Below are 21594 nucleotides of genomic sequence, written 5' to 3' on the forward strand. Positions count from 1 at the left end.
ACTGAATACTGCAACTGGTCACTGCCTACTCCCTCTTCCCTGGCACATATCGCTCCTCCATTCTAGCCTCCACATCTTCCCGGTAAAAAGCAACATCTTTGAAATTCCCGTCGATATAGTCCTGAGTTTGATCGTAGAAATGGGGAGAATTTGGATCTGAGCTCTGGCCACCGGCAAGAATGGATTTGGCTTTTACTTTCTCTCCAAATTCCACTACAGCTACAAAACTATTTCCTCTGTAACCATACAATCTCTTCGTCCCAGGAAAGGTCCTCGCCCCGAAAGCTGCCAAAGCACCCCAGGTTCCAGAAGCCAAACCAACCGGGCTATACTCCTTTTCATCATCAAAAGGCAGATCGATTTCTCCTGTCATTCGCTGAAATCTATTGATCTCTGACCAAGGCGTATTCCATGTTCCGAAATCGGCATTCATCTGATCCAAAGTTTGCGCGAAAGTTGCTAGCAATGCTGTAGGGGAAGGATTAGGAACATTCGTGTTTTCATCAATATTAAATGGGATCAAATTATTGATGTTGCCATGATTTCTCATAAAATTCATTCCAAAAAAATGAGCCAATGACATTGCAACAGATTCTTTGGAAGTGCGGTAATCCCAAGCCTCCAAGATTTTTATTGGCTCCATGAATTGAGGATCTGCCACACCACGCTTTTCATGTGCTTTGAGCAGCATAGGAATCAGTTCCTCAAATGCTGGTAAATAAGGATCATATGCCAAATCTATCAATCCATCCAAAGTCAAACCTGTAGTATCATTCAACACTTTCATCGCATGAATTCCACGATAGTTTTCGCGATCTGGAGCCATATAAAAAGGATAATCCTCCTGTTTAGGGCTAAACTCTCCTGCCGCAGTAAAGGGAGTGGAATTACAGTTTTGAATCCAGCCTGTGCCTGGATTTAAGACCATAATACTTTCATCCACCGTATGCAAACCTTGCCAATCCGAGTTTGGATCTGAACCATCCACAGGTTCGGAGAAGTCAAAACCTTCATTTCTTTTTGGGATGAAGTTGCCATGGAAATACGCAATATTTCCATCAGCATCCGCAAAAACCGTATTATTGGAGGAATTGGTACGGATGTCCATCATTTGTTTAAACTCCTCGTGATTGCTCAATTTTGTCCTAGTAAAGCTTTGGATCAAGGCATTGACAGGATCCCAATTGATCTTAGTCGCCACCCACTTTTCTCCAATCTTATGTGTAATCGGGCCATGGTGAGTTCGGTAAAACGTGAAAGGTTTCTCCTTTAATTCTGTTCCTGACTTATATTTCAATGAAACTTGAAACTCCTCGACTGCACGACTCTCATCTCCATATTGGTATTCATATTTCCCATCTTTCTCTGTCACCTCTTCCACAAACTCATCAATAAAATCCACTTGAGTAGAAGTATGCATCCAGCCTGTTTTCTCATTGAAACCTTGGTAAACAAAGAACTGTCCCCAGGTCACTGCACCATAAGCATTTAAACCTTCTTCGCTAACCACGTGAACTTCAGGCCTGAAGTAAAAGGAGGTGTGTGGATTGATGAGTAGCATCGCATTACCTGAAGCTGTCATCTTACCATTCAGCGCGATACCATTGGAACCTTTTGGTTCTTCTAATAAAGCCTCTCTGGTAATTTCTTCTTCATATAAAGCCATTACGTCTGGCTCTTTTTCAGCATAAAAAGCCTGAATTCTGCGAGTTGGAATCTGCTCAATATCTCCACCGATAGACCCTTCACTGAAGAACATGGGCATCCAAGGTTCGTAATGCGTAATCACTTGAGGTGTCACTTCCGGATGTGTAGCCAAGTAATAGTTTATGCCGTCGGCAAAAGCAACACAAAGTTCCTTCAACCAATCAGGTGCTGTTTCATAAGCAGCTTTGGCTTCTGCTTCAGTCATGTAGAGATTTGCTCTCAAATCACTGTAAATAGCTTCCGGACCTTCCAACTCAGCCAAACGGCCTGTCGCCCAAATGTAATTTCGTTCTACTCTCCTGAAATCATCCTCACACTGCGCATAGAGTAATCCGAAAACCGCATCTGCATCGCTTTTCCCATAAATGTGAGGAATCCCAAAATCATCTCTAATTATTTCAACCCGACTAGCGGTATCCTCCCAACGTTCGGTCTCGGTAAGCTCTTTTGGTTCGCAAGACCAGATTACCACTGGTAATAGAAAAAGTAACAGTCTAACTTTCATAGTTGGGTGATTTAAAAGGAGGAATAATATATATCCTTCCAAAATAGACTTTTTGTGGTCTCTAGGCAATGGGAATTTTATCTATGCTGGGTGTATTGGTTTAGCGGTATTTTGGCAGTGATCGTTTGCATTAATTGCTCCGAAAACATTTCATGCTGCTGATAAGCAAAAATCATTTTTTCGACCTGTTGAACCGAACTTGCTCCAATCACTAAAGCACCCACCGCTGGCTGTATTAGACCAAAATGAATTAGAAAAGCTTCTGGAAGTACACCAGAATCCCTAATCAACTCACGTATGTCTTTAACTTCGGCAGCAGAATAATCGAGAAATGGCTCAGCAGACTTATTGATTAAAAGTCCTTTTGCATAAGCTCCACGGACTAAAACTCTTGTGTCAGACTCAGAAATTAATGGAAATGCTTCTTCTTCCGGTCGACGATCCAGTGGATTGTATTGCATCATAATGGTAGCAGGACTACTCATTGCTAGTACTTTTCGGATCACATTTGGGCGAATGGAAGAAATCCCAAAAGCCCGGATTTTGCCTTGACTTTTAAGAATTTCAAAAGCTTCCAAGGTTTCCTCCCAAGGGTCTTCCAGCGTGCCTCCGTGCAATTGGTAAACATCAATGTAATCCGTTTGTAATCTTTTCAAACTTGCCTCCACAGCTTGTAGGATGTAGGATTTTCTAGGATTCCAATCCCAGCCACTGCCATCTGGTCGAAGTTGGTTGCCTACCTTGGTGGCTAAAACAATGTCTTTACGTCTATTTTTAAGTGTAGCGCCTACAATTTCTTCATTGAGGCCTTTTTGATACAAATCTGCTGTATCAAAGAAATTAATTCCACCAGAAACTGCTGCGTCAATGATTTGTTGATCTTCTTTTAAACTGCCTTTCAAAGACATACATCCAAGTGCAAGTGGACTTACTTCAAATGACAAGGCAGGTAGTTTTCTCTTTTCCATACTCCCAAATTCACATTATTAATACTGGAATTCAAACCGCTTAACTATTTAGCTTTTATTAAAGGTTTAATAATTTGAGAAACTGGAAGCATTCTTTCATTTATCCCTATTTTTGGGATCTTAAACCTATGAACAATGAAATCGAGCATAACTCAGAAGTCACTATTAGGGACGATTTTTTTTCAAGTTGCGAGATTCCATATGACCATTGAAAAACAATATTAGCATATGAAGAAAATAGCAGTTTTTACTTCTGGAGGAGATAGTCCTGGCATGAACGCTTGCGTGAGAGCGGTCGTACGTACAGCCATTTTCAAAGGATTAGAAGTTTACGGGATATACCGTGGGTATGAAGGCATGATCGATGGTGACATTAAACGCTTGCAATCTCACTCTGTAAGTAATATTGTACAGCGAGGAGGGACAATCCTTAAGTCTGCCAGGTCTATGGAATTCAAAACTCCAGAAGGAAGAAAGCAAGCCTACGACAATCTCAAAGCACATGGCATAGAAGGCCTGGTCGCAATCGGCGGAGACGGTACTTTTACAGGTGCAAAGGTGTTTTTCGAAGAATTTGGAATCCCTACCATTGGCTGTCCAGGGACGATTGATAACGACTTGTATGGCACTGACTATACCATTGGATTTGACACTGCCGTAAATACAGCTTTGGAAGCAATTGATAAAATCCGTGATACAGCCGCAGCACACGATCGTATTTTCTTCATTGAAGTAATGGGAAGAGATGCCGGATTTATTGCAATTGAATCTGGTATCGGTGGAGGAGCGGAATTTGTGATGGTGCCAGAAACAAAAACCAACTTGGATGATGTGGTAAAGTCATTAAAAAACAACAGAAAAAACAGATTCTCCAGTATTGTTGTTGTAGCTGAAGGTGATGAAGCAGGTAATGCTCAAACGGTAATGGAAATTGTCAAAAACAAGGTCAATGACCCAAGTAAGGATTTCAAAGTAACTACTCTTGGACACATTCAGCGAGGTGGAAACCCTACCGCCCGTGATCGGGTTTTAGCTAGTAGATGCGGGATGTCTGCAGTCGAAGGATTAATTGCAGGTCATCAATTTCACATGGCTGGAGTAGTAAATCAAGAAGTGGTATTTACACCATTTGCAGATTGTATAGGTAAGACCAAGCCGCTGATCGAAGATCACCTTAAATTAATGAAAATCTTAAGTATTTAAGATGGGGTTCATACCACTATTTATTATGCTGGGAGGCGGTGCTCTCCTTTTTTTCCTTACTGTGAAAAATGAGCTGCAGCGAAAACTCAATCAGCAGAAAGAGCTGCTTTTCAAATTAAACTCCTTGAACCCAGCATTGGGAATTCTGGTAGATGATTCATCCGATCCAGACTTGCTTATTGCTGCGCTTAAGGAAAAGCAAACTGAAAAAGGCATTACAGAAAAAGCATTGAAAATCATACGCGATCTAAAGGTCAACCGTATTCAATACAATGCCTTACTAAAAAAAGCTCCTTATAATTGGGTTGGAAAAATCGCTCGGTTTCAAGCAATTTGATCTGCTACAAACTTTAAAATTTCATCTTGCTTATCAGGAGAAAACCAATGAATTGATTCATCCTTTTTGAACCAAGTCATCTGACGCTTAGCATAACGTCTTGAATTTCTTTTGAGCAATCGGATGGCTTCTTCCTTATCATACTTCCCTTCTAAAAACCCGAAGATCTCTGAGTAACCGACAGTCTGCAATGCATTCAGGTGACGCTTACCGAAGAGTGCGTCTGCCTCATCAAATAAGCCAGCTTCGATCATTTGATCCATCCTTTGGTCAATTCTGGAGTACAATTCCTCCCGATCTCTTTCCAAACCAATTTTGATGACTTTGAATGGTCGATGCTTTTTTGATTTTACCCTAAATGAACTAAATTTTTTCCCAGTACCTCGCCAAATCTCCAAGGCTCGCATTAGTCGCTGAGGGTTCTTTTGATCAACTTTTTCAAAATACTCAGGGTCATTTTTAGCAATTTCTTCCTGCAAAAATTCTAACCCTTTTTGCTCATATTCCTGAATTATCTCCTTGCGGATCTTCGGATCCAGCTCTGGCATTTCATCCAATCCATTTACAACAGCATCTGCAAAAAGCCCGGAGCCACCCGTCATAATGACTAGCTTATGCTGTGCAAATAAAGCTTGCAGCAAAACCAATGCTTCCCGCTCAAATCTCCTAACATCATATTCATCCTCGATGGACAAATTATTTATAAAATGATGTGGAACTTGCTTCAACTCCTCAGAATTGGGCTTTGCCGTTCCCAAAATCATTTCCTTATAAAATTGTCGGCTATCGCAAGAGACGATTTCAGTCTTGAATTTTTTAGCTAGATTTAGACATAAATCTGTCTTCCCAACTGCAGTGGGTCCCACTACTAAGATTAAATAGGATTGATTTATCAAAGTGAATTAGTTAGGTAGTCGAAGGCCAAAAATCCAAAGTATTGTAATGAAAACCAAAAAGGTATTGATTGTTGATGCTAATGATATGAATCGACGGTTAATTGAAAACTTGATTGAGCACTTATGTGGATATGAATCGGTGAAAAGCGGATTAGAAGCTGTAGAAAAAGCATCTCAAGTAGCATTTGATCTAATACTGATGGACCTTCAAATGCCAGTAATGGATGGGATAACCACAGCCCAGACTATATGGAGAAAGTCTCCATACAATTGCCCAATAATAGCTGTTTCAAGCTATTCCGAAGCTCATTCGAAAAAATGCCTATTGGAAATGGGCTTTACCGCATTGATTTCAAAACCAATTCGTCCAAAGGATTTTCTTGAAGCTGTGTCAGACATTCTTTCCTGCACTGAAGACGAAAAAATCTCCTTTAGTAAACCTCCTGAAATAATTGATGAAAAGGTATTTCAACAACTATCCAAATTTAATTCAGTAATTAACCTAAGGTCTTTGTATATTGAATTTATTGAAGAATTTGATGGGCTAATACATCTGATAGATAAGGCTTTCCAAGAAAAGGATAAGCAGACCCTCATCAAACATCTTCATACCATAAAAGGCAATTCAGGCACTTTAGGGGTCAATGCTATTTTTACTTTTTCCAGTGAAGCTGATCTGTTAGCTAGAGCTGAGAACTGGGACGCTTTGGGAACAGCATTAAAAAACCTGATAAATGAACGTGTCATATTTAAAAAATATCTTGAAGAAGAAACTATTTTTAACCCATGAATAATTCAAAAAAAATCCTCGTTGGAGAGGATAGTTCAGTCATTTTAAACTTGACTAGGAGCATTCTTTCGTTTGAAAAATATCAAATGAAAGCCGCTAAAAATGGCAAGCAAGTGCTGGATATACTGGAAAAAGAGGATTTTGATCTTATTCTGATGGATTTAAATATGCCTGTCCTTGATGGAGCTACTTGTACTAAAATGATCCGGGAACTTAATGATGAAACCAAATCTAAACTTCCAATAATTGCGATTACTGGAAACATGAACAATTACACTATGGATGAATTCAGAAAGATGGGGTTTGATGATTTTATTCAAAAACCTCTCGATTACGACAGGCTATTAGCTACAGTCAAGAAATTTCTAGTATAACTATGGCTATAAAATACACCAAGCACTTTTTAGATAAACTCGAAAATCTATTCGCCTCATCAGATTACATGCTGCGGTATGAAAAAGGGAATTTCAAATCCGGCTATTGTGTATTGAATGAAGCTAAGATCGTAATTGTCAATAAATATTTTCCCTTAGAAGGGAAAATCAACGCTCTGGTTGACATTCTGATCGAACTAAATCTTGATCCATCCGATTTTAAGGATAAAGCAAATCATGACTTCCTCACAGAATTGAGGCAAACACAATTAAAATTTTGAAAGTAACCTTTTTAGGAACTGGTACTTCTCAGGGAGTTCCAGTGATAGGCTGTACATGCGAAGTGTGTCGTTCATTAGATTTTAGAGACAGGCGATTCAGATCATCCGTCCATCTACAGGTGGGTAAGTTGAGCTTAGTAATCGACACTGGACCTGATTTCCGCACACAAGTTCTCCGAGCGGGTATCACAGACCTTGACGCAGTGATTTTCACGCACGAGCACAAGGATCACACTGCCGGTTTAGACGATATTCGCCCATTTAATTTCAAACAGCAAAAAGACATGCCAGTGTTTGGAAAGCCTCAGGTTTTAGAACAAATCAAGCGTGAGTTTGCCTATATTTTCAGTGGGAAAAGATATCCTGGTGTGCCGCAAGTACAAACCATAGAAATCAGTGAAAGCCCATTCAGTATTGAAGGAATCACCATCACTCCTATTCCAGTGATGCATTACAAGCTTCCAATTTTGGGGTTTCGAATTGGTGACTTCACCTACATCACTGACGCTAATTATATTCCCGAGGAATCCCTGCAATTGATAGAAGGCACCGAGATCCTTGTCCTCAACGCCCTCCAAAAAGAATCCCACATCTCACATTTCACATTGGATGAAGCTGTAGAAATGGCTCAGAAAATCGGAGCTACGGAAACCTACTTTACACATATTTCGCATAAACTTGGCCTGCATAGTGCAGTAGATAAGGAATTACCTGAGGGAATAGCCTTGGCCTATGATGGGCTTCAGCTAACTTTGGACTAATGCATCTTAATTATCACTTCCTGAAATACCTCTGTCCTGAGCTGGAAAAAGCATTTTTGGGCAAAAAAATAGTGGCTTGTTTTTCACAAAATAAAGGCGAGCTAATTATAGAAACTGAAGATGACGAAGAGTCGCGATTCATCCGAGCTCATTTTTTACCGCCTCAGATCTACCTTTCATTTCCAACAAATTTTCAGCGTGCCAAGAGAAACAGCATCAACCTTTTTAAAGAGCTAATCGGAGAAAAGATCCTAGGCTGTCAAGTATTGAGTTTTGAACGTGCATTTTATTTCATTCTCAGTTCGGAAAAAACCCTCCTTTTTAAATTGCATGCCAACCGAAGTAACATCTTGCTCTATGAGGAGGATAGAGCCGTACCGAGTAAGTTGTTCCGAAATGGTATAGCAGAAGACCGGGAATTGGACTGGAGCACGCTAAACAAAGATTATGATTTAAGCTGGGAAAGCTTTGAAAAACTGGAAGGAAATGCCTCTCAGTTTTTACCTACTTTAGGATCAATCCCGAGAAGCTGGCTTAAGGAAAGAGGATATCCAAATGCAGATCTACAGACTAAATGGGGTCTTATGCTGGAATTGCTAGATATGCTGGAAACGCCACTATTTTCCTTAATAGACCAACACGGAGATATTCAGCTAAGCCTTCTGCCAAATGACAATTCTGTCAAAAGCTTTTCCAATCCTATCCACGCGATCAATGAGTTGTTTTATTTGGCATTGGTCCGAGGGAACTTTGAAAAAGACAAAAACTCCTTGCTCAAAAAATACCAAGAGCAGCTTAAACGTACCAAATCATATATTCAAAAGTCCAGGCTAAAACTGGATGAGCTTCGCAATTCCCCGCCCCCTTCCAATCTAGCCGATGTGATCATGGCTAATTTGCATGTTTTTCAAGATGGAAAACTTGAAGCTGAATTAATGGACTTCTATACGGGAGAAAACATCCATGTTAAACTCAAGCCAAATCAAAAGCCTCAGGATCACGCTGCATCACTTTACCGAAAGAGTAAAAACCGAAAGCTAGAATGGGAGCAATTGGAAAAAACAATTGCGGCGAAGGTTAACCAAGCTGAAATATTAGAATCCAAAATCTCGGAATTGAATGCAATTGATGATTTCCGTTCCTTAAAAAGCTATAAGAAATCTCATGGTGAGGACAAGGCTTTACAAAAAGATGAAGTCATTTTACCGTTCAAAACTTTTGAATTTGAGGGCTTTCCTATCTGGGTAGGCAAATCCGCACAGGCAAATGATGAAATGCTTCGTGGCTACACTAAGAAAGATGACCTATGGCTGCACGCACGTATGGTTCCGGGTTCTCATGTACTCATTAAGACTTCAGGGCTTAAAAGCATCCCCTTGGCTGTAATTGAGACTGCAGCTTCCTTGGCTGCGTTTTATTCAAAAAACAAGAATGAAACTCTAGCTCCTGTGATCCATACTGAAGCAAAATACGTGAGAAAAGTAAAAGGCTCTCCGGCTGGCTCGGTGGTCGTAGAAAAAGAAAAAGTACTGATGGTGATACCTAAAGGTCCGGAAGAGATTTTCGGAAAAGGAAATTAATCAGTTTACAGTTATCAGATGCTATTCGCAGTATTGACCTTGGAGGTTTTGTAAGCCTCGAAGATTTATAATTCTAATCACTTCATTATTTTTTTAGAAATGTAAAAAGCAAAAAAAAAGAGCCCCGAAACATCTTCGGGACTCTTGTATTTATTTTTAGAATCTACTTATTCTACAATATGCACTTTCAGCATGTTAGTTCTGCCGTTTGCTTTTAGCGGCATGCTACCCGTATTTACTATGATATCGCCAGAATTCACGTGATCATCTGACTTCAATGTATTTTCTATATCTGTAAACGTGGCATCAGTAGACACTTGATTTTCGTAAAAATACGCACGCACACCCCAAACTAAGCTCATCTGAGTAATTAATGGCTTATTCCTTGTAAACACAAAAATGCTGGCAGATGGTCTGTGAGAAGCAATTCTAAATCCAGTAAAGCCAGAAGAGGTAATCCCTACAATAGCCTTTGCCTTTACATTTCTAGAAAGTCTCGAAGCCATCAAGATCAAGTTATTGCTCAAGAAGGTATCATCGTCCTCAGGGATTTTGTACAGATTGTGATAGATATCTGCATTTTCCTCCAAATAGCTAATAATGCTACTCATGGCTTTTACTGCATTTACAGGATATTTTCCTGAGGCAGTTTCAGCAGAAAGCATCACAGCATCTGCACCGTCCAACACAGCATTTGCAACATCATTAGTTTCTGCACGGGTAGGACGAGGATTAGTAATCATGCTCTCCATCATTTGGGTAGCAATAATCACAGGCTTACAGGCAAGCTTACATTTTTCAACAATTCTTTTTTGCCAAAGAGGAACAATTTCCATTGGAACTTCTACTCCCAAATCACCCCGGGCAACCATGATTGCATCAGTAGCTTCGATAATTGCATCGATGTTATCAAGCGCTTCAGGCTTTTCAATCTTAGCAACGATCTTACAAACTTTGCCTTTCGCTTCAATCCGCTCTCTCAAATCAATAATATCTTCGGCTGATCTCACAAATGAAAGTGCGATCCAATCCACTTCCTGCTCAAGTCCGAAAGCCAAATCTTCAATGTCCTTCTCCGTAAGGGAAGGTGCACTTACTTTAGTATTAGGAAGGTTGATCCCTTTTCTAGACTTAAGGATACCACCGTGGATTACAGTACAATTGACATTTTTCCCGTCCGTATCATTTACTCTTACTTCCAGATTACCATCATCGATCAAGATTCTATCTCCTGTAACTACATCATTTGGAAGATTTTGGTAAACTGTACTAACTAGATGGCTTGTTCCAATTACCGGGTCATTAGTAATGGTGATCAATTCACCTGGTTTGATCTCCACTCCGTTGTTTTCAACTTCGCCAACACGGATTTTGGGACCTTGCAGATCCTGAAGGATTCCGAGATTTAATCCTTCATCTTTATTAATTTGTCTAATAATACCTGCTACTTCAGCATGGATATCGTGCGTACCATGTGAAAAATTCAAACGAAATACATTCGCGCCGGCAGCTGCCAGGCTTTTGATTGTTTCGTAATTATTTGAAGCAGGGCCTATAGTTGCTAGAATCTTTGTCTTATTGAATTGGCTCATTAGGGGATTAATAAGTTAATAGGTTTTCTTTTGATTTAAGTTTGCTCACATCCAGCTTCATGACATTTTGTATGTAGCGATTTTTCGCCAGCTGGTTCGCAAATGTATTAATACTTATTTGAAAGGTCTCGTCTTGGACCAAAAGGAAATAATCCATTGATTTCAATTCTGGTATCAGATAAGACACTTGATTTGTGGAGTTGAGTGCTTTATTTCTTAAAAGTTGAACAAATCCATGTGGTAAAGAAAGGAAATATTGAGAGATTTTTAGGCTTGGAAGGGTCATAAATTCCAATAAAAGATCATCAGATTTAATAAGGTTCAAGTCTAAATCCCTGTTAATTAGCCAGGCCATTTTATAGTCCTTAACAGGCGATACAAGCCCCAAAAGCTCGAAATCATAGGTATGTTCAATTAGTAACTTGGCCTTCTTCATTCAGTGAAAAAATCAATGAAAACAAAGTTAGAAAATATAATTCAACTTCAAGGTGCAGCTATTTGTATAAAAATTTACTTGAATCTTTTCTTTGCCAATTAGGCATTTAATATATTTCTTTGCGAAGTGTTATTAACTAAACTGATCACAAAATGTCTGAAATTGCACAAAAAGTAAAAGCCATCATCGTTGACAAACTTGGCGTAGAAGAGTCTGAAGTAACTTTGGAGGCGAGCTTTACCAATGATCTTGGTGCTGATTCTCTTGATACTGTAGAATTGATTATGGAATTCGAAAAAGAATTCAACATCTCTATTCCTGATGATCAGGCTGAGCAAATCGGTACTGTTGGACAAGCAGTTACCTACTTGGAAGCTAACGTAAAATAATAATTCCTAAATTCATTCTATGAATTTAAAAAGAGTTGTTGTAACAGGTATAGGTGCCCTCACACCAATAGGCAATACCGCAGAAGAATTCTGGCAGGGTCTGTCTAATGGTGTGAGCGGTGCTGCGCCGATTACCAAATTCGACGCTTCCCTTTTCAAAACCCAATTTGCCTGCGAGGTTAAAAACCTAGATGTAGAGCAATTTATGGATAGGAAAGAAGCTCGAAAGATGGATCCATTCACACAATTTGCCATGATTTCTGTTGAAGAAGCCATGAACGATTCAGGATTGGATCTTGAAAAAATCGATAAATCAAGAGCCGGAGTAATCTGGGGATCTGGAATTGGAGGGTTAAGAACTTTTCAAGATGAAGTAACTTCTTTCGCTACTGGCGATGGAACACCCCGCTTCAATCCTTTCTTTATTCCCAAAATGATCGCTGATATCAGCGCAGGCTTTCTATCAATTAAATATGGTTTTCGCGGTCCAAACTTTGTAACAGTTTCTGCCTGCGCTTCAGGCACCAACGCCCTTATTGATGCATTTACTTACATCAGAATGGGTAAAGCTGATATTTTTATCAGTGGTGGTTCAGAAGCAGCAGTTACTGAAGCAGGTGTAGGTGGATTCAATGCGATGAAAGCCCTTTCTCAACGAAATGAATCTCCAGAAACAGCCTCAAGGCCGTTTGATAAAGACAGGGATGGTTTCGTATTAGGTGAAGGTGCTGGAGCATTGATTCTAGAAGAATACGAACACGCTAAAGCACGTGGAGCCAAAATCTATGCAGAACTTGTAGGTGGTGGCATGACTGCTGACGCACATCATATTACTGCTCCTCACCCGGAAGGATTAGGAGCTAGTAGCGTAATGAAAATCGCTTTAGATGATGCAAACCTTAAACCTGAAGACATAGATTACATCAATGTTCATGGTACGTCCACCCCATTAGGTGACGTAGGTGAGACTAAAGCTATTCAGCAAGTTTTTGGTGAACATGCTTACAAGCTTAACATCAGTAGCACCAAATCAATGACTGGCCATTTACTTGGTGCAGCAGGAGCTATCGAAGCCATCGCTTGTATTTTCGCTATCAATAAGGGTATTGTACCTCCTACGATCAATCATTTCGAAGACGATGAGGCATTTGATCCTAGATTAAATTTGACTTTCAACAAAGCTCAGGAGAGAGAGATTAATTATGCGTTGAGTAATACCTTTGGATTTGGTGGACATAACTGTTCAGTAATTTTCAAAAAATATAATTAATCTGGATTTTGAAATTAATTCAAAGGCTCGGATTTTCTAATCTCTTCTTTAGTAAAAAAGACAAAAGGCTTGCTGCCTCCATCAGATTGATGACGGGGAGCAGGCCTTTTAATTTATCACTATACAAGCTTGCACTCACCCCTTCCAGCTTAGGAGAAGAAACATCCCAGGGATTCCGACTTTCAAACGAGCGATTAGAATTCCTAGGCGATGCAATTTTAGGTGCGGTGATAGCTGAGTTTTTATTTCAAAAATTCCCATTTCGCGATGAAGGGTTTCTCACAGAAACACGTTCAAAGCTTGTCAATAGGGAAACATTGAACGATACCGGAATCAAAATTGGATTACGGAAAGCATTGGACATGGAGATTGGGGAGCGTAGTTTCACCGGAAACAAATCCCTATATGGTGATATGTTAGAGGCTTTTCTTGGAGCTATTTACCTGGACAAAGGCTACCATTTCACCAAGCATTTCATCACCCATAGAATCCTACTTCACTTTGATGTAGAAAGTATGATCGCCACTACAACGAATTACAAAAGTAAAATTATCGAGTGGTCTCAAAAGGAAAATAAACAAGTAGAATTTTCAGTGCTCAGCGTAACTGGTAACCAAAGGTTCAAAGAATTTAAGGTTGCTTTGCAGGTAGAAGGAGAAGAAGTAGCACAAGGAAAAGGAAGCACGAAAAAGAAAGCTGAGCAGGAAGCTTCCAAAAATGCCTGCGAAACACTAAGAATTGCCACATAGCTGCGTAATTTTAGGCTCAATCACATCTATTTATGTCTTCAATAAAAATAGCAGGAGCAACCGTCAATCAAACACCACTAGATTGGTCAGGCAATTTGAACAGGATCTTTCAGGCTATAGAGGAAGCTAAAAATCAAGATGTCGAAATTCTCTGCTTGCCTGAACTAGCTATCACAGGGTATGGATCTGAAGATTTATTTTTAAGTTATTGGTATCCTAAGAAAGCACTTGCTCAATTAGAACTGATTTTACCTCATTGCTTAGGAATTACAGTGGCAGTCGGTTTGCCGATACGAATTCAGGACAAAGTTTATAATTGCGTTGCTGTCATTGAAAATGGAATTGTAAAAGGTTTTGTAGCAAAGCAGTTCATGGCTATTGATGGGGTACATTACGAATTTCGTTGGTTTACCCCTTGGATAGCTAATGAAGTAATTCAGGTAGAATTTCAAGATCAGCAAGTTCCATTTGGAGACTTAACTTTTTATCATAAAGACATTCATTTCGGTTTTGAAATCTGTGAAGATGCCTGGAGAGGAAAGGCTAGACCTGGCTACAGGCTCTGTGAGCGTAATGTAAATTTGATTTTCAATCCCAGCGCTAGTCACTTTGCTATGGGAAAAACTCAGCTTCGTAAAGAACTAGTTGTGGAAAGCTCAGCGGCTTTCGACTGCTATTATTGCTATGCAAATTTGCTGGGGAACGAGGCTGGAAGAATGATTTTCGATGGGGAAATTCTATTGGCAAAATCAGGAGAATTACTCTCTAGAAACAGACTTCTTTCTTACGAAGACTTTCAGGTAAAATCCTTTTATCTAGAACCAAAAACTCAGGACATCGCTCCTATCAACTCAAAAAATGAGGAATTTGTCCAAGCTACGGCTTTGGCACTTTTTGATTACATGAGAAAAAGTCGGAGCGCTGGTTTTGTACTCTCTCTTTCAGGTGGAGCCGATTCTTCTTCCATTGCAATTTTAGTTGCAGAAATGGTGAAGCGCGGAATTGATGAATTGGGTCTGCTGAAATTTTGTGATAAAGCTGGAATAAAAAATACTCCTACTTCTCAAACCCCGGAAAAAGAATTGCTGAAGCAGATTCTGACAACTGCATATCAAGGAACCAAAAACTCTTCAGATGACACGTTTTCTTCAGCTAAAACTCTTGCGGAAAGTATAGGTGCCACATTCTACCACTGGGAGATTGACGAAGAAGTGAATTCCTACACTTCTAAGATAGAAAAAGCAATAGGGAGAAAATTGACTTGGGAGCAAGATGATATCACGCTTCAAAATATCCAAGCACGTACTCGCTCGCCTATAATCTGGATGCTAGCGAATATCAATAATGCACTTTTACTCTCTACTTCCAATCGAAGTGAAGGCGATGTTGGATATGCCACTATGGATGGGGATACCTCTGGAAGTATCTCTCCGATTGCGGCTGTAGATAAATATTTCATCCTAAATTGGCTAAGCTGGGCAGAGAAAAACTTGGATCATCCAGGCTTGTCAAAGGTAAACTCGCTGCAACCAACGGCAGAACTTCGTCCATTGGAAAGAACCCAAACGGACGAAAAGGATTTAATGCCTTACTCAGTTATTGTAGAAATTGAAAAACTTGCAATTCGGGACCGACGTTCACCAATGGATATTTATCATATTCTTTCTGAAGAACTAAAATTGGAACCTTACACTTTGAAAGGCTATATCAAAAAATTCTTCCAACTTTGGTCCCGAAATCAATGGAAACGTGAGCGCCTTGCCCCCTCATTTCATCTGGACGAATTTAACGTAGATCCCAAAACTTGGTATAGATTCCCTATTTTGTCGGGAGGATTTGCTGAAGAACTTGCACAATTAGATCAACTATAAATCAATAAATATGCTTGAATTAATCATGAACTATATCGTCTGGGATCCTAGCCCATCTGTGATTCCTGGCTGGGAAAGACCACCTTGGTATAGTATTTTATTTGCGGCAGGCTTTGTCATTTCGCAGCAATTCATGGTTCACTTCTTCAAAAAAGAGGGGCAAAACCCAGAATTAGTTGATAAACTGACGATTTACATGGTCATTGCCACCATAGTTGGAGCTAGGCTAGGACACGTATTATTTTATGAGCCTGCAAAATACTTAAGCAATCCCATTGAGATTTTAAAAGTTTGGGAAGGTGGATTAGCAAGTCATGGAGCTGCTATTGCTATCTTATTTGCGCTCTGGTTATACGCAAAAAGAACTCCCGGACAAAGTTACCTCTGGGTTGTGGATCGAATAGTAATCGTCACGGCACTGACTGGAGCGTTGATCCGCTTTGGTAACTTGATGAATTCCGAAATCGGCGGAAAAGATACGGGATCAGATTATGGAATAGTTTACGCTTGGGACACTGAGGAGTTACTTTCCACATTGAAAGTTCCTGTGGAGTCTATAGATCCTTACAAACCTACAGATCGCGAGAGTGAATTGGTAGGCAATGGAATAGTCCCATTGAATATTGATCTGGAAATTAATAAAGGATCCTATAGTCTTGAAGAACTGGAAACGACCTTGAGACGGGATATTAAATATGCACTGACACAATTCAGTTCTAGTCAAGATTATTTAGCTGAACCTGTCGAAAGTCCGCTTAACATGAGCATCTCAGATAAAGGAGACTATTATTTAGTGACTGTTCTTACATTTGGCAGGACCAAACACCCAACACAAATCTATGAGTCCCTATCCTATTTTGTGATTTTCTTGGTGCTATTTGGTCTTTGGAACAAATACAAGGAAAGATTGCCTGAAGGAATTCTACTTGGATTATTCTTGATTTCAGTATTCGGTATGCGATTTATCTGGGAATTCTTCAAAGAAAGCCAGGTCGCATTTGAAGATGGAATGGCTTTCAATATGGGACAGCTATTGAGTGTCCCTCTCGTAATTGCTGGAATAATTCTCGTGATTCGAGCGATGAAAAATGGCTTAAAACCTATAAATAATTAAGGAACTGGATCATGCCCGTGTCCTCCCCAGGGATGGCAACGGGCAATTCTCTTCAGACCCATCCAGCCTCCGCTGAAGACTCCATGCTTCATGATAGCTTCTTTCATATAATGGCTGCACGTAGGTGTATATCTACAGCTAGAAGGAAATAAGGGAGAAATGGTGTATTGATACACCAAGACTGGAAATATAGCTATCTTTCGAAGTATGGATTTTGCCATGGATTAGTCCTATAATTGTGGTCGCTACGTAATTAACCAATATCAACATTTTAGAATTCCCTCTTGATCCTCAAGAAAACAAATATCCTTTATTTCTCAATTTTGTTTTTAGCTCTTTTTCTAGAGTTTAAAGCCAATAGTTGCTATGCAGAGCAGGTTGATACCACTTTTGCACCCAAAAGTACAGGAACTCCAGATAGCGTCAGAGTGAATAACATTTTCATAGTAGGAAATGAAAAAACGAAGAAAAGTGTAATCCTCAGAGAGTTAGATTTTATTACAGACTTCTATTATGATTGGAATACTTTTTTGGAAATCCTCATTGCCGATCAAAAGAAAATATATAACCTCAGACTTTTCACCTCAGTAGAAATCACTCCACTCTTGACAGGAGATGACGAGGCTGAAATCCTCATTACGGTCAAAGAACGTTGGTATATACTTCCTCAAGTTATTTTTCAACTTGCGGACAGAAACTTTTCCGAATGGTGGACTAATCAAAACCGGGATTTCTCAAGGGTAAATTATGGCCTTAGACTAAGTCATAGCAATGTGGGTGGGAGAAATGAAAAAATGAAATTTGCGGGTCAACTTGGCTTTACCAAAGCCTTAGATCTGCAATACAGCAAACCCTATATAGATAAGAATCAAAAGCATGGACTTGCTGCTCAGCTTACATTTAAGGAGAATAAAACCATCCCAATTAGGTCTGCCTTCAATAAGCAAGTTTTCTATAGCAATGAAAACGAAGACATTATTAAAAAAAGCTTCGCCGCAGCACTAAGGTATACCTATAGAAGAAGTTATTACAACTACCACTTCCTTACTTTGGGGTATAGCGGCACCTGGGTCAGCGATGATGTTTTGATAGAAAACCCAAACTATTTCCAGTCTGCTGACAATAAACTACGCTATTTATTTGCTACCTATACCTTTCGACATGATCGAAGAGATAATGTTTCTTATGCTACAGACGGGGAATTACTGGAGCTATCCATTACCAAATACGGCATAATATACACCGAGGAGCTTGACGAAGTGGAAGTAAACCTAACAGCCAATAAGTATTTCAAAATTTCGGACAAGTTTCATTTTAATACTGGATTGACAGCTGATTGGTTTCTAAGTACAAACCAACCCTATACTTTAGTGAGAGGGATAGGATATAACCCAAACTTCGTTAGGGGATATGAACTAAATGTAATCGAAGGACAACAGCTGTATGTCCACAAAAACAGCTTTCGATGGAAATTCATTGATTGGGAAATTGACATTTCGAATATGATACCATTGGAGCAATTCAATACCATCCCTATCCGACTCTACCTTAGTGCGAATTTTGATCATGGCTTTGTGAAGGATAGAAACAATATTCCTGAAAACGCTAGACTGGCGAATAAATACCTCATGGGGTATGGGACAGGAATTGATCTTATTGGCTTTTACGATTCTGTATTTCGGTTTGAATACTCTCTGAACAATAGCGGAGAAGGCAACTTCTTTTTTAACTTTTCTACCCCCTTCTAGTTCCAGCGTAAAAAAAAACTAAGGACATGAATTGATTATCAAGTTTTTAACTAAATTAGTTAAGGCTTTTTTCAATCTATTTATGAAGCAAAGGATTTTTTTCTGCTTCCTGTTTTGTCTGACTTTTTTTGCAAAAGCGCAAACAGACCCGCTCACACAAGTGCATGGTGCTAGAAGCCAGGGCATGGGTAACCTTCGTGTACATGGAATGGATACATGGAGCTATTTCAATAACCCTGGAGGACTGGCAAAATTGGAAACTTCAGTAGTTTCAGCTGGATACGATAGCAGATTTGGTTTGAAAGAACTCAGCTCCGTAGATCTCGTTGGTGCTTGGAAAATCAAATCTGGAACTTTAGGGTTTGGGCTTTCCAGATATGGTGGAAAGCTATTCAATCAACAATCTCTTGGTTTAGCTTTTGCAAATCAATTAGGAATTGTAAGTGTGGGAGGAAAATTAGAATGGTTTCAAACTCAAATTGAAGGATTTGGATCGGGTAGCAGCTTAATTTTTAGTTTGGGTGGTATGGCTGACCTAAGTCCTAACTTTTCTGTTGGGGCGAGCATTTCAAATCTCAGCCGATCCAAACTCTCAAAAGACTCGGAAACAAGGCTTCCAACTGGCGTGAGTTTAGGAATATCCTACACCCCTATCTCACAACTTCAAATTCAACTGGAAATAGAAAAAGATATTCAGATCAAGCCAATCCTAAAAGCCGGCATTGAATATGGAATCAGAGATTGGATATTTCTCAGAACTGGGATCAACAGCCATCCAAGCAGACTATTTTTTGGTTTGGGCCTGAAATCCAACAGGATGAAATTGGATTATGCTTTTGGTCAAAACCAGGCTTTGGGAAGTACAAATCATTTGAGTTTGGCTTTTGCTTTTAAAAACTAATGAAGGCCGCCATTCTATTCTTAGGTATCACAAGTTTACTTTTCTTTGAAGCAAAAGCTCAGCAGCCACCGCACAAAGAGATAGATTTGGAGTCATTTATAGAGCGACTATTCCCGGTTCAAGATGAAGACCTAGACTACGAATCTATATATGACGTGCTATTGCAGCTTTATTTGAACCCGATGGATATCAACCGTGCGAACGCTGAAGTCTTAGCCTCTAGCTATTTACTTGACCCCAACCAAATCAGCAATTTGATTGCCTATAGAGACAAATTCGGGCCATTGGTATCACTCTATGAACTTCAAGCAATTCAGGGATTCGATCTAAAAACAATAGAGCAAATTCTTCCATTCTTAACTATGGCAACAGGAACTTCAAATCAGACTCAAGGCTTTTGGAAACGAGTTTTGAATGAAGAGCAATCCTATTTCTTAGTACGGCATCGTAGGACTTGGGAAACCCGCAAAGGATTTACTCCGGCAGATACCAGCTCTACTGGAAAGATTTCATCCCGATATTTGGGGGATCCCAATGAATTATATCTGAGATTTAGGATTCAGCACACACGAGATTTTAGCTTGGGTTTTACATTGGACAAAGATCCCGGAGAATCATTCACTTGGGATACCAAAACAGCGCGAATTGGCTTTAATTTTTTCTCTTTTCACTTCACCAAATATTATGTAGGCAAATGGAAAACTATCGCATTGGGGGATTTTCAAGCTCAATTTGGTCAAGGCCTAGTTTTTGGAGCCGGCTACTCATTGGGAAAAGGTGCAGAAACTGTACCGACAGTACGCAGGAGTAGCGTGGGGATCTTACCTTATACCGCAGCATTAGAATTTGGATTCTTTCGAGGTGCTGGATTAACCTACCAACACAAAAACTGGCAAAGTAGCCTGATCTCGTCCTATGCTCCACGGGATGGCCGAGCAGCAAGCTCTCTAGATACGCTCAGTTCCGAGGATTTAACCATCAATTCTTTCAACCAAAGTGGTCTGCACCGGACATCCAGCGAGCTCAGTACCAAAAATCAATTTCGGGAATTAAGCCTTGGTGGCAACATTCAATATACATCCACCACTGGAAAGTTGCAGCTTGGCTCAAACTACCTATTTACACGGTTCAACCACCCTTGGATTAAAGAACCTACGCTATATAATCAATTTGATTTTGCGGGAAGGAGCAATAGCGTTGGTAGTCTCTACCTGAGCTATAACTGGAAAAACTTTTTTCTTTTTGGTGAATCTGCAGTTTCTCAATCCGGTGGAAGAGGAAACGTAATTGGATTTATTTCCAGCTTAAGTAAGCAGGTGGACTTCTCAATATTATGGAGAAAATACGACTCAAATTTCCATAGTTTTTATGCAAATGCATTTGCTGAAAGTACCCGACCAGTCAATGAGCAAGGAGTTTACTTAGGAATCCAAATCAAGCCAATTTCCAAATGGAAAATCAATGCCTATTACGACTACTTCAGATTCCCGTGGTTGAGATATCGTGTATATGCTCCTTCCAAAGGCTACGAATGGCTCGCAAGAATTAGTTTCCAACCGAACCGCAACCTCACAGCTTTCTTCCAAATCAGAGAAGAACAAAAAGATCGAAATTTGTCAGATTCTGGGGAACCTTCGCTCCCCTACCAGATCCGACCATTAAATAAAATAAATGGCCTTCTCAGCTTGGAATATCAAGTCAGCAAAGCCTTCTTTTTTCGATCAAGAATCCTTTTTAGCCGGGTGAATTTTAATGGTCAAAAATCCTCTGGGTTTATGATTCTTCAAGATGCTCAATACAGCTTTAACAAATTCAGACTGACTGGAAGAGTAGCTTTATTCGATACTGATGACTATGACACCAGACTTTATGCCTTTGAAAACAATGTATTGTGGACTTTCTCAATCCCAGCTTTTTCCGGTCAAGGTATGCGCACTTATTTAGTAGCTCAATATCAAATCAACTCGCAGATTACAGCCTATTTTAGAATCTCCAGAACAGCATATACTGACCGGGAGACGATCAGTTCGGGGCTTCAGGAAATCGATGGATCAAGACAAACTGAAACCACATTACTGATTCGCCACATGCTCCATCGCTAAATTTCCATCAATGGTATTAA

Annotated in this window: 21 protein-coding genes; 15 read left to right on the top strand and 6 right to left on the bottom strand. The window is 39.8% G+C overall.

What is annotated here, in order from left to right; translation table 11 throughout:
- Positions 1-25: 25 nt before the first annotated feature.
- Positions 26-2212, bottom strand: coding sequence for an acylase (locus QOL76_RS10720; RefSeq protein WP_283412958.1), 2187 nt, complete (start codon positions 2210-2212; stop codon positions 26-28).
- Positions 2213-2289: 77 nt separating this feature from the next.
- Complete coding sequence (locus tag QOL76_RS10725) at positions 2290-3180, bottom strand: aldo/keto reductase (protein ID WP_283412959.1); 891 nt, start codon at positions 3178-3180, stop codon at positions 2290-2292.
- Positions 3181-3408: 228 nt separating this feature from the next.
- Here QOL76_RS10725 and pfkA point away from each other — a divergent pair, with 228 nt between their 5' ends.
- A complete protein-coding gene (gene pfkA, locus QOL76_RS10730) occupies positions 3409-4383 on the top strand; it encodes a 6-phosphofructokinase (protein ID WP_283412960.1) in 975 nt (324 codons plus the stop codon).
- Between the two features lies 1 nt (position 4384).
- Complete coding sequence (locus QOL76_RS10735; protein ID WP_283412961.1) at positions 4385-4720, top strand: hypothetical protein; 336 nt, start codon at positions 4385-4387, stop codon at positions 4718-4720.
- Here QOL76_RS10735 and miaA read toward each other — a convergent pair.
- A complete protein-coding gene (gene miaA, locus QOL76_RS10740) occupies positions 4708-5616 on the bottom strand; it encodes a tRNA (adenosine(37)-N6)-dimethylallyltransferase MiaA (protein WP_377919206.1) in 909 nt (302 codons plus the stop codon). The two genes, QOL76_RS10735 and miaA, sit on opposite strands and share 13 nt — an antisense overlap.
- Positions 5617-5662: 46 nt before the next feature.
- Between miaA and QOL76_RS10745 the strand changes: the two genes are divergently transcribed.
- The 5 genes from QOL76_RS10745 to QOL76_RS10765 are packed head-to-tail and all read left to right on the top strand — an operon-like array spanning position 5663 to position 9402.
- Complete coding sequence (locus tag QOL76_RS10745; RefSeq protein WP_283412962.1) at positions 5663-6406, top strand: response regulator; 744 nt, start codon at positions 5663-5665, stop codon at positions 6404-6406.
- Complete coding sequence (locus tag QOL76_RS10750) at positions 6403-6780, top strand: response regulator (RefSeq protein WP_283412963.1); 378 nt, start codon at positions 6403-6405, stop codon at positions 6778-6780. The genes QOL76_RS10745 and QOL76_RS10750 overlap by 4 nt, the downstream gene beginning before the upstream one ends.
- A gap of 2 nt (positions 6781-6782) precedes the next feature.
- Positions 6783-7061 carry a hypothetical protein gene (locus QOL76_RS10755; protein WP_283412964.1) on the top strand — a complete coding sequence of 93 codons (279 nt, stop codon included), beginning with the start codon at positions 6783-6785 and terminating at the stop codon, positions 7059-7061.
- Entirely contained in the window at positions 7058-7822 is a 765-nt protein-coding gene (locus QOL76_RS10760) for an MBL fold metallo-hydrolase (protein WP_283412965.1), read from the top strand. The genes QOL76_RS10755 and QOL76_RS10760 overlap by 4 nt, the downstream gene beginning before the upstream one ends.
- Complete coding sequence (locus QOL76_RS10765) at positions 7822-9402, top strand: NFACT RNA binding domain-containing protein (RefSeq protein ID WP_283412966.1); 1581 nt, start codon at positions 7822-7824, stop codon at positions 9400-9402. The genes QOL76_RS10760 and QOL76_RS10765 overlap by 1 nt, the downstream gene beginning before the upstream one ends.
- A 167-nt stretch (positions 9403-9569) precedes the next feature.
- On the opposite strand, the gene pyk is transcribed toward QOL76_RS10765, so the two are convergent.
- On the bottom strand, positions 9570-10994 hold the full coding sequence (gene pyk, locus QOL76_RS10770) for a pyruvate kinase (protein WP_283412967.1): 1425 nt from the start codon (positions 10992-10994) through the stop codon (positions 9570-9572).
- 7 nt (positions 10995-11001) lie between these two features.
- Positions 11002-11430: an IPExxxVDY family protein gene (locus QOL76_RS10775; RefSeq protein ID WP_283412968.1), complete on the bottom strand. Its 429-nt coding sequence runs from the start codon at positions 11428-11430 to the stop codon at positions 11002-11004.
- A 152-nt stretch (positions 11431-11582) separates the two neighbouring features.
- On the opposite strand from QOL76_RS10775, the gene QOL76_RS10780 reads away from it, so the two are divergent.
- Genes QOL76_RS10780 through QOL76_RS10800 form a run of 5 tightly spaced genes read left to right on the top strand, consistent with a single transcriptional unit; the run spans position 11583 to position 16823 of the window.
- Complete coding sequence (locus QOL76_RS10780; RefSeq protein ID WP_057940051.1) at positions 11583-11819, top strand: acyl carrier protein; 237 nt, start codon at positions 11583-11585, stop codon at positions 11817-11819.
- A 19-nt stretch (positions 11820-11838) separates the two neighbouring features.
- A complete protein-coding gene (gene fabF / locus QOL76_RS10785) occupies positions 11839-13089 on the top strand; it encodes a beta-ketoacyl-ACP synthase II (protein ID WP_283412969.1) in 1251 nt (416 codons plus the stop codon).
- Between the two features lie 8 nt (positions 13090-13097).
- Positions 13098-13838 carry a ribonuclease III gene (gene rnc, locus QOL76_RS10790; protein WP_283412970.1) on the top strand — a complete coding sequence of 247 codons (741 nt, stop codon included), beginning with the start codon at positions 13098-13100 and terminating at the stop codon, positions 13836-13838.
- 32 nt (positions 13839-13870) lie between these two features.
- Positions 13871-15709, top strand: a complete 1839-nt coding sequence (gene nadE / locus QOL76_RS10795; RefSeq protein ID WP_283412971.1) for an NAD(+) synthase — start codon at positions 13871-13873, stop codon at positions 15707-15709.
- 10 nt (positions 15710-15719) lie between these two features.
- Positions 15720-16823 (top strand): prolipoprotein diacylglyceryl transferase, encoded by a 1104-nt coding sequence (locus QOL76_RS10800; protein WP_283412972.1) that lies wholly within the window; start codon positions 15720-15722, stop codon positions 16821-16823.
- Here QOL76_RS10800 and yidD read toward each other — a convergent pair.
- Positions 16820-17044 carry a membrane protein insertion efficiency factor YidD gene (gene yidD / locus QOL76_RS10805; RefSeq protein WP_283412973.1) on the bottom strand — a complete coding sequence of 75 codons (225 nt, stop codon included), beginning with the start codon at positions 17042-17044 and terminating at the stop codon, positions 16820-16822. The genes QOL76_RS10800 and yidD overlap by 4 nt on opposite strands.
- Before the next feature lie 102 nt (positions 17045-17146).
- Here yidD and QOL76_RS10810 point away from each other — a divergent pair, with 102 nt between their 5' ends.
- The 3 genes from QOL76_RS10810 (at position 17147) to QOL76_RS10820 (ending at position 21574) form a co-directional block, all read left to right on the top strand.
- Entirely contained in the window at positions 17147-18571 is a 1425-nt protein-coding gene (locus QOL76_RS10810) for a POTRA domain-containing protein (RefSeq protein ID WP_283412974.1), read from the top strand.
- A gap of 82 nt (positions 18572-18653) precedes the next feature.
- Positions 18654-19472, top strand: coding sequence for a PorV/PorQ family protein (locus tag QOL76_RS10815; protein ID WP_283412975.1), 819 nt, complete (start codon positions 18654-18656; stop codon positions 19470-19472).
- On the top strand, positions 19472-21574 hold the full coding sequence (locus QOL76_RS10820; RefSeq protein ID WP_283412976.1) for a ComEA family DNA-binding protein: 2103 nt from the start codon (positions 19472-19474) through the stop codon (positions 21572-21574). The genes QOL76_RS10815 and QOL76_RS10820 overlap by 1 nt, the downstream gene beginning before the upstream one ends.
- The last annotated feature ends 20 nt before the right edge of the window (positions 21575-21594 follow it).

The organism is Algoriphagus winogradskyi, from assembly GCF_900182815.1.
Classification (GTDB): Bacteria; Bacteroidota; Bacteroidia; order Cytophagales; family Cyclobacteriaceae; genus Algoriphagus; species Algoriphagus winogradskyi.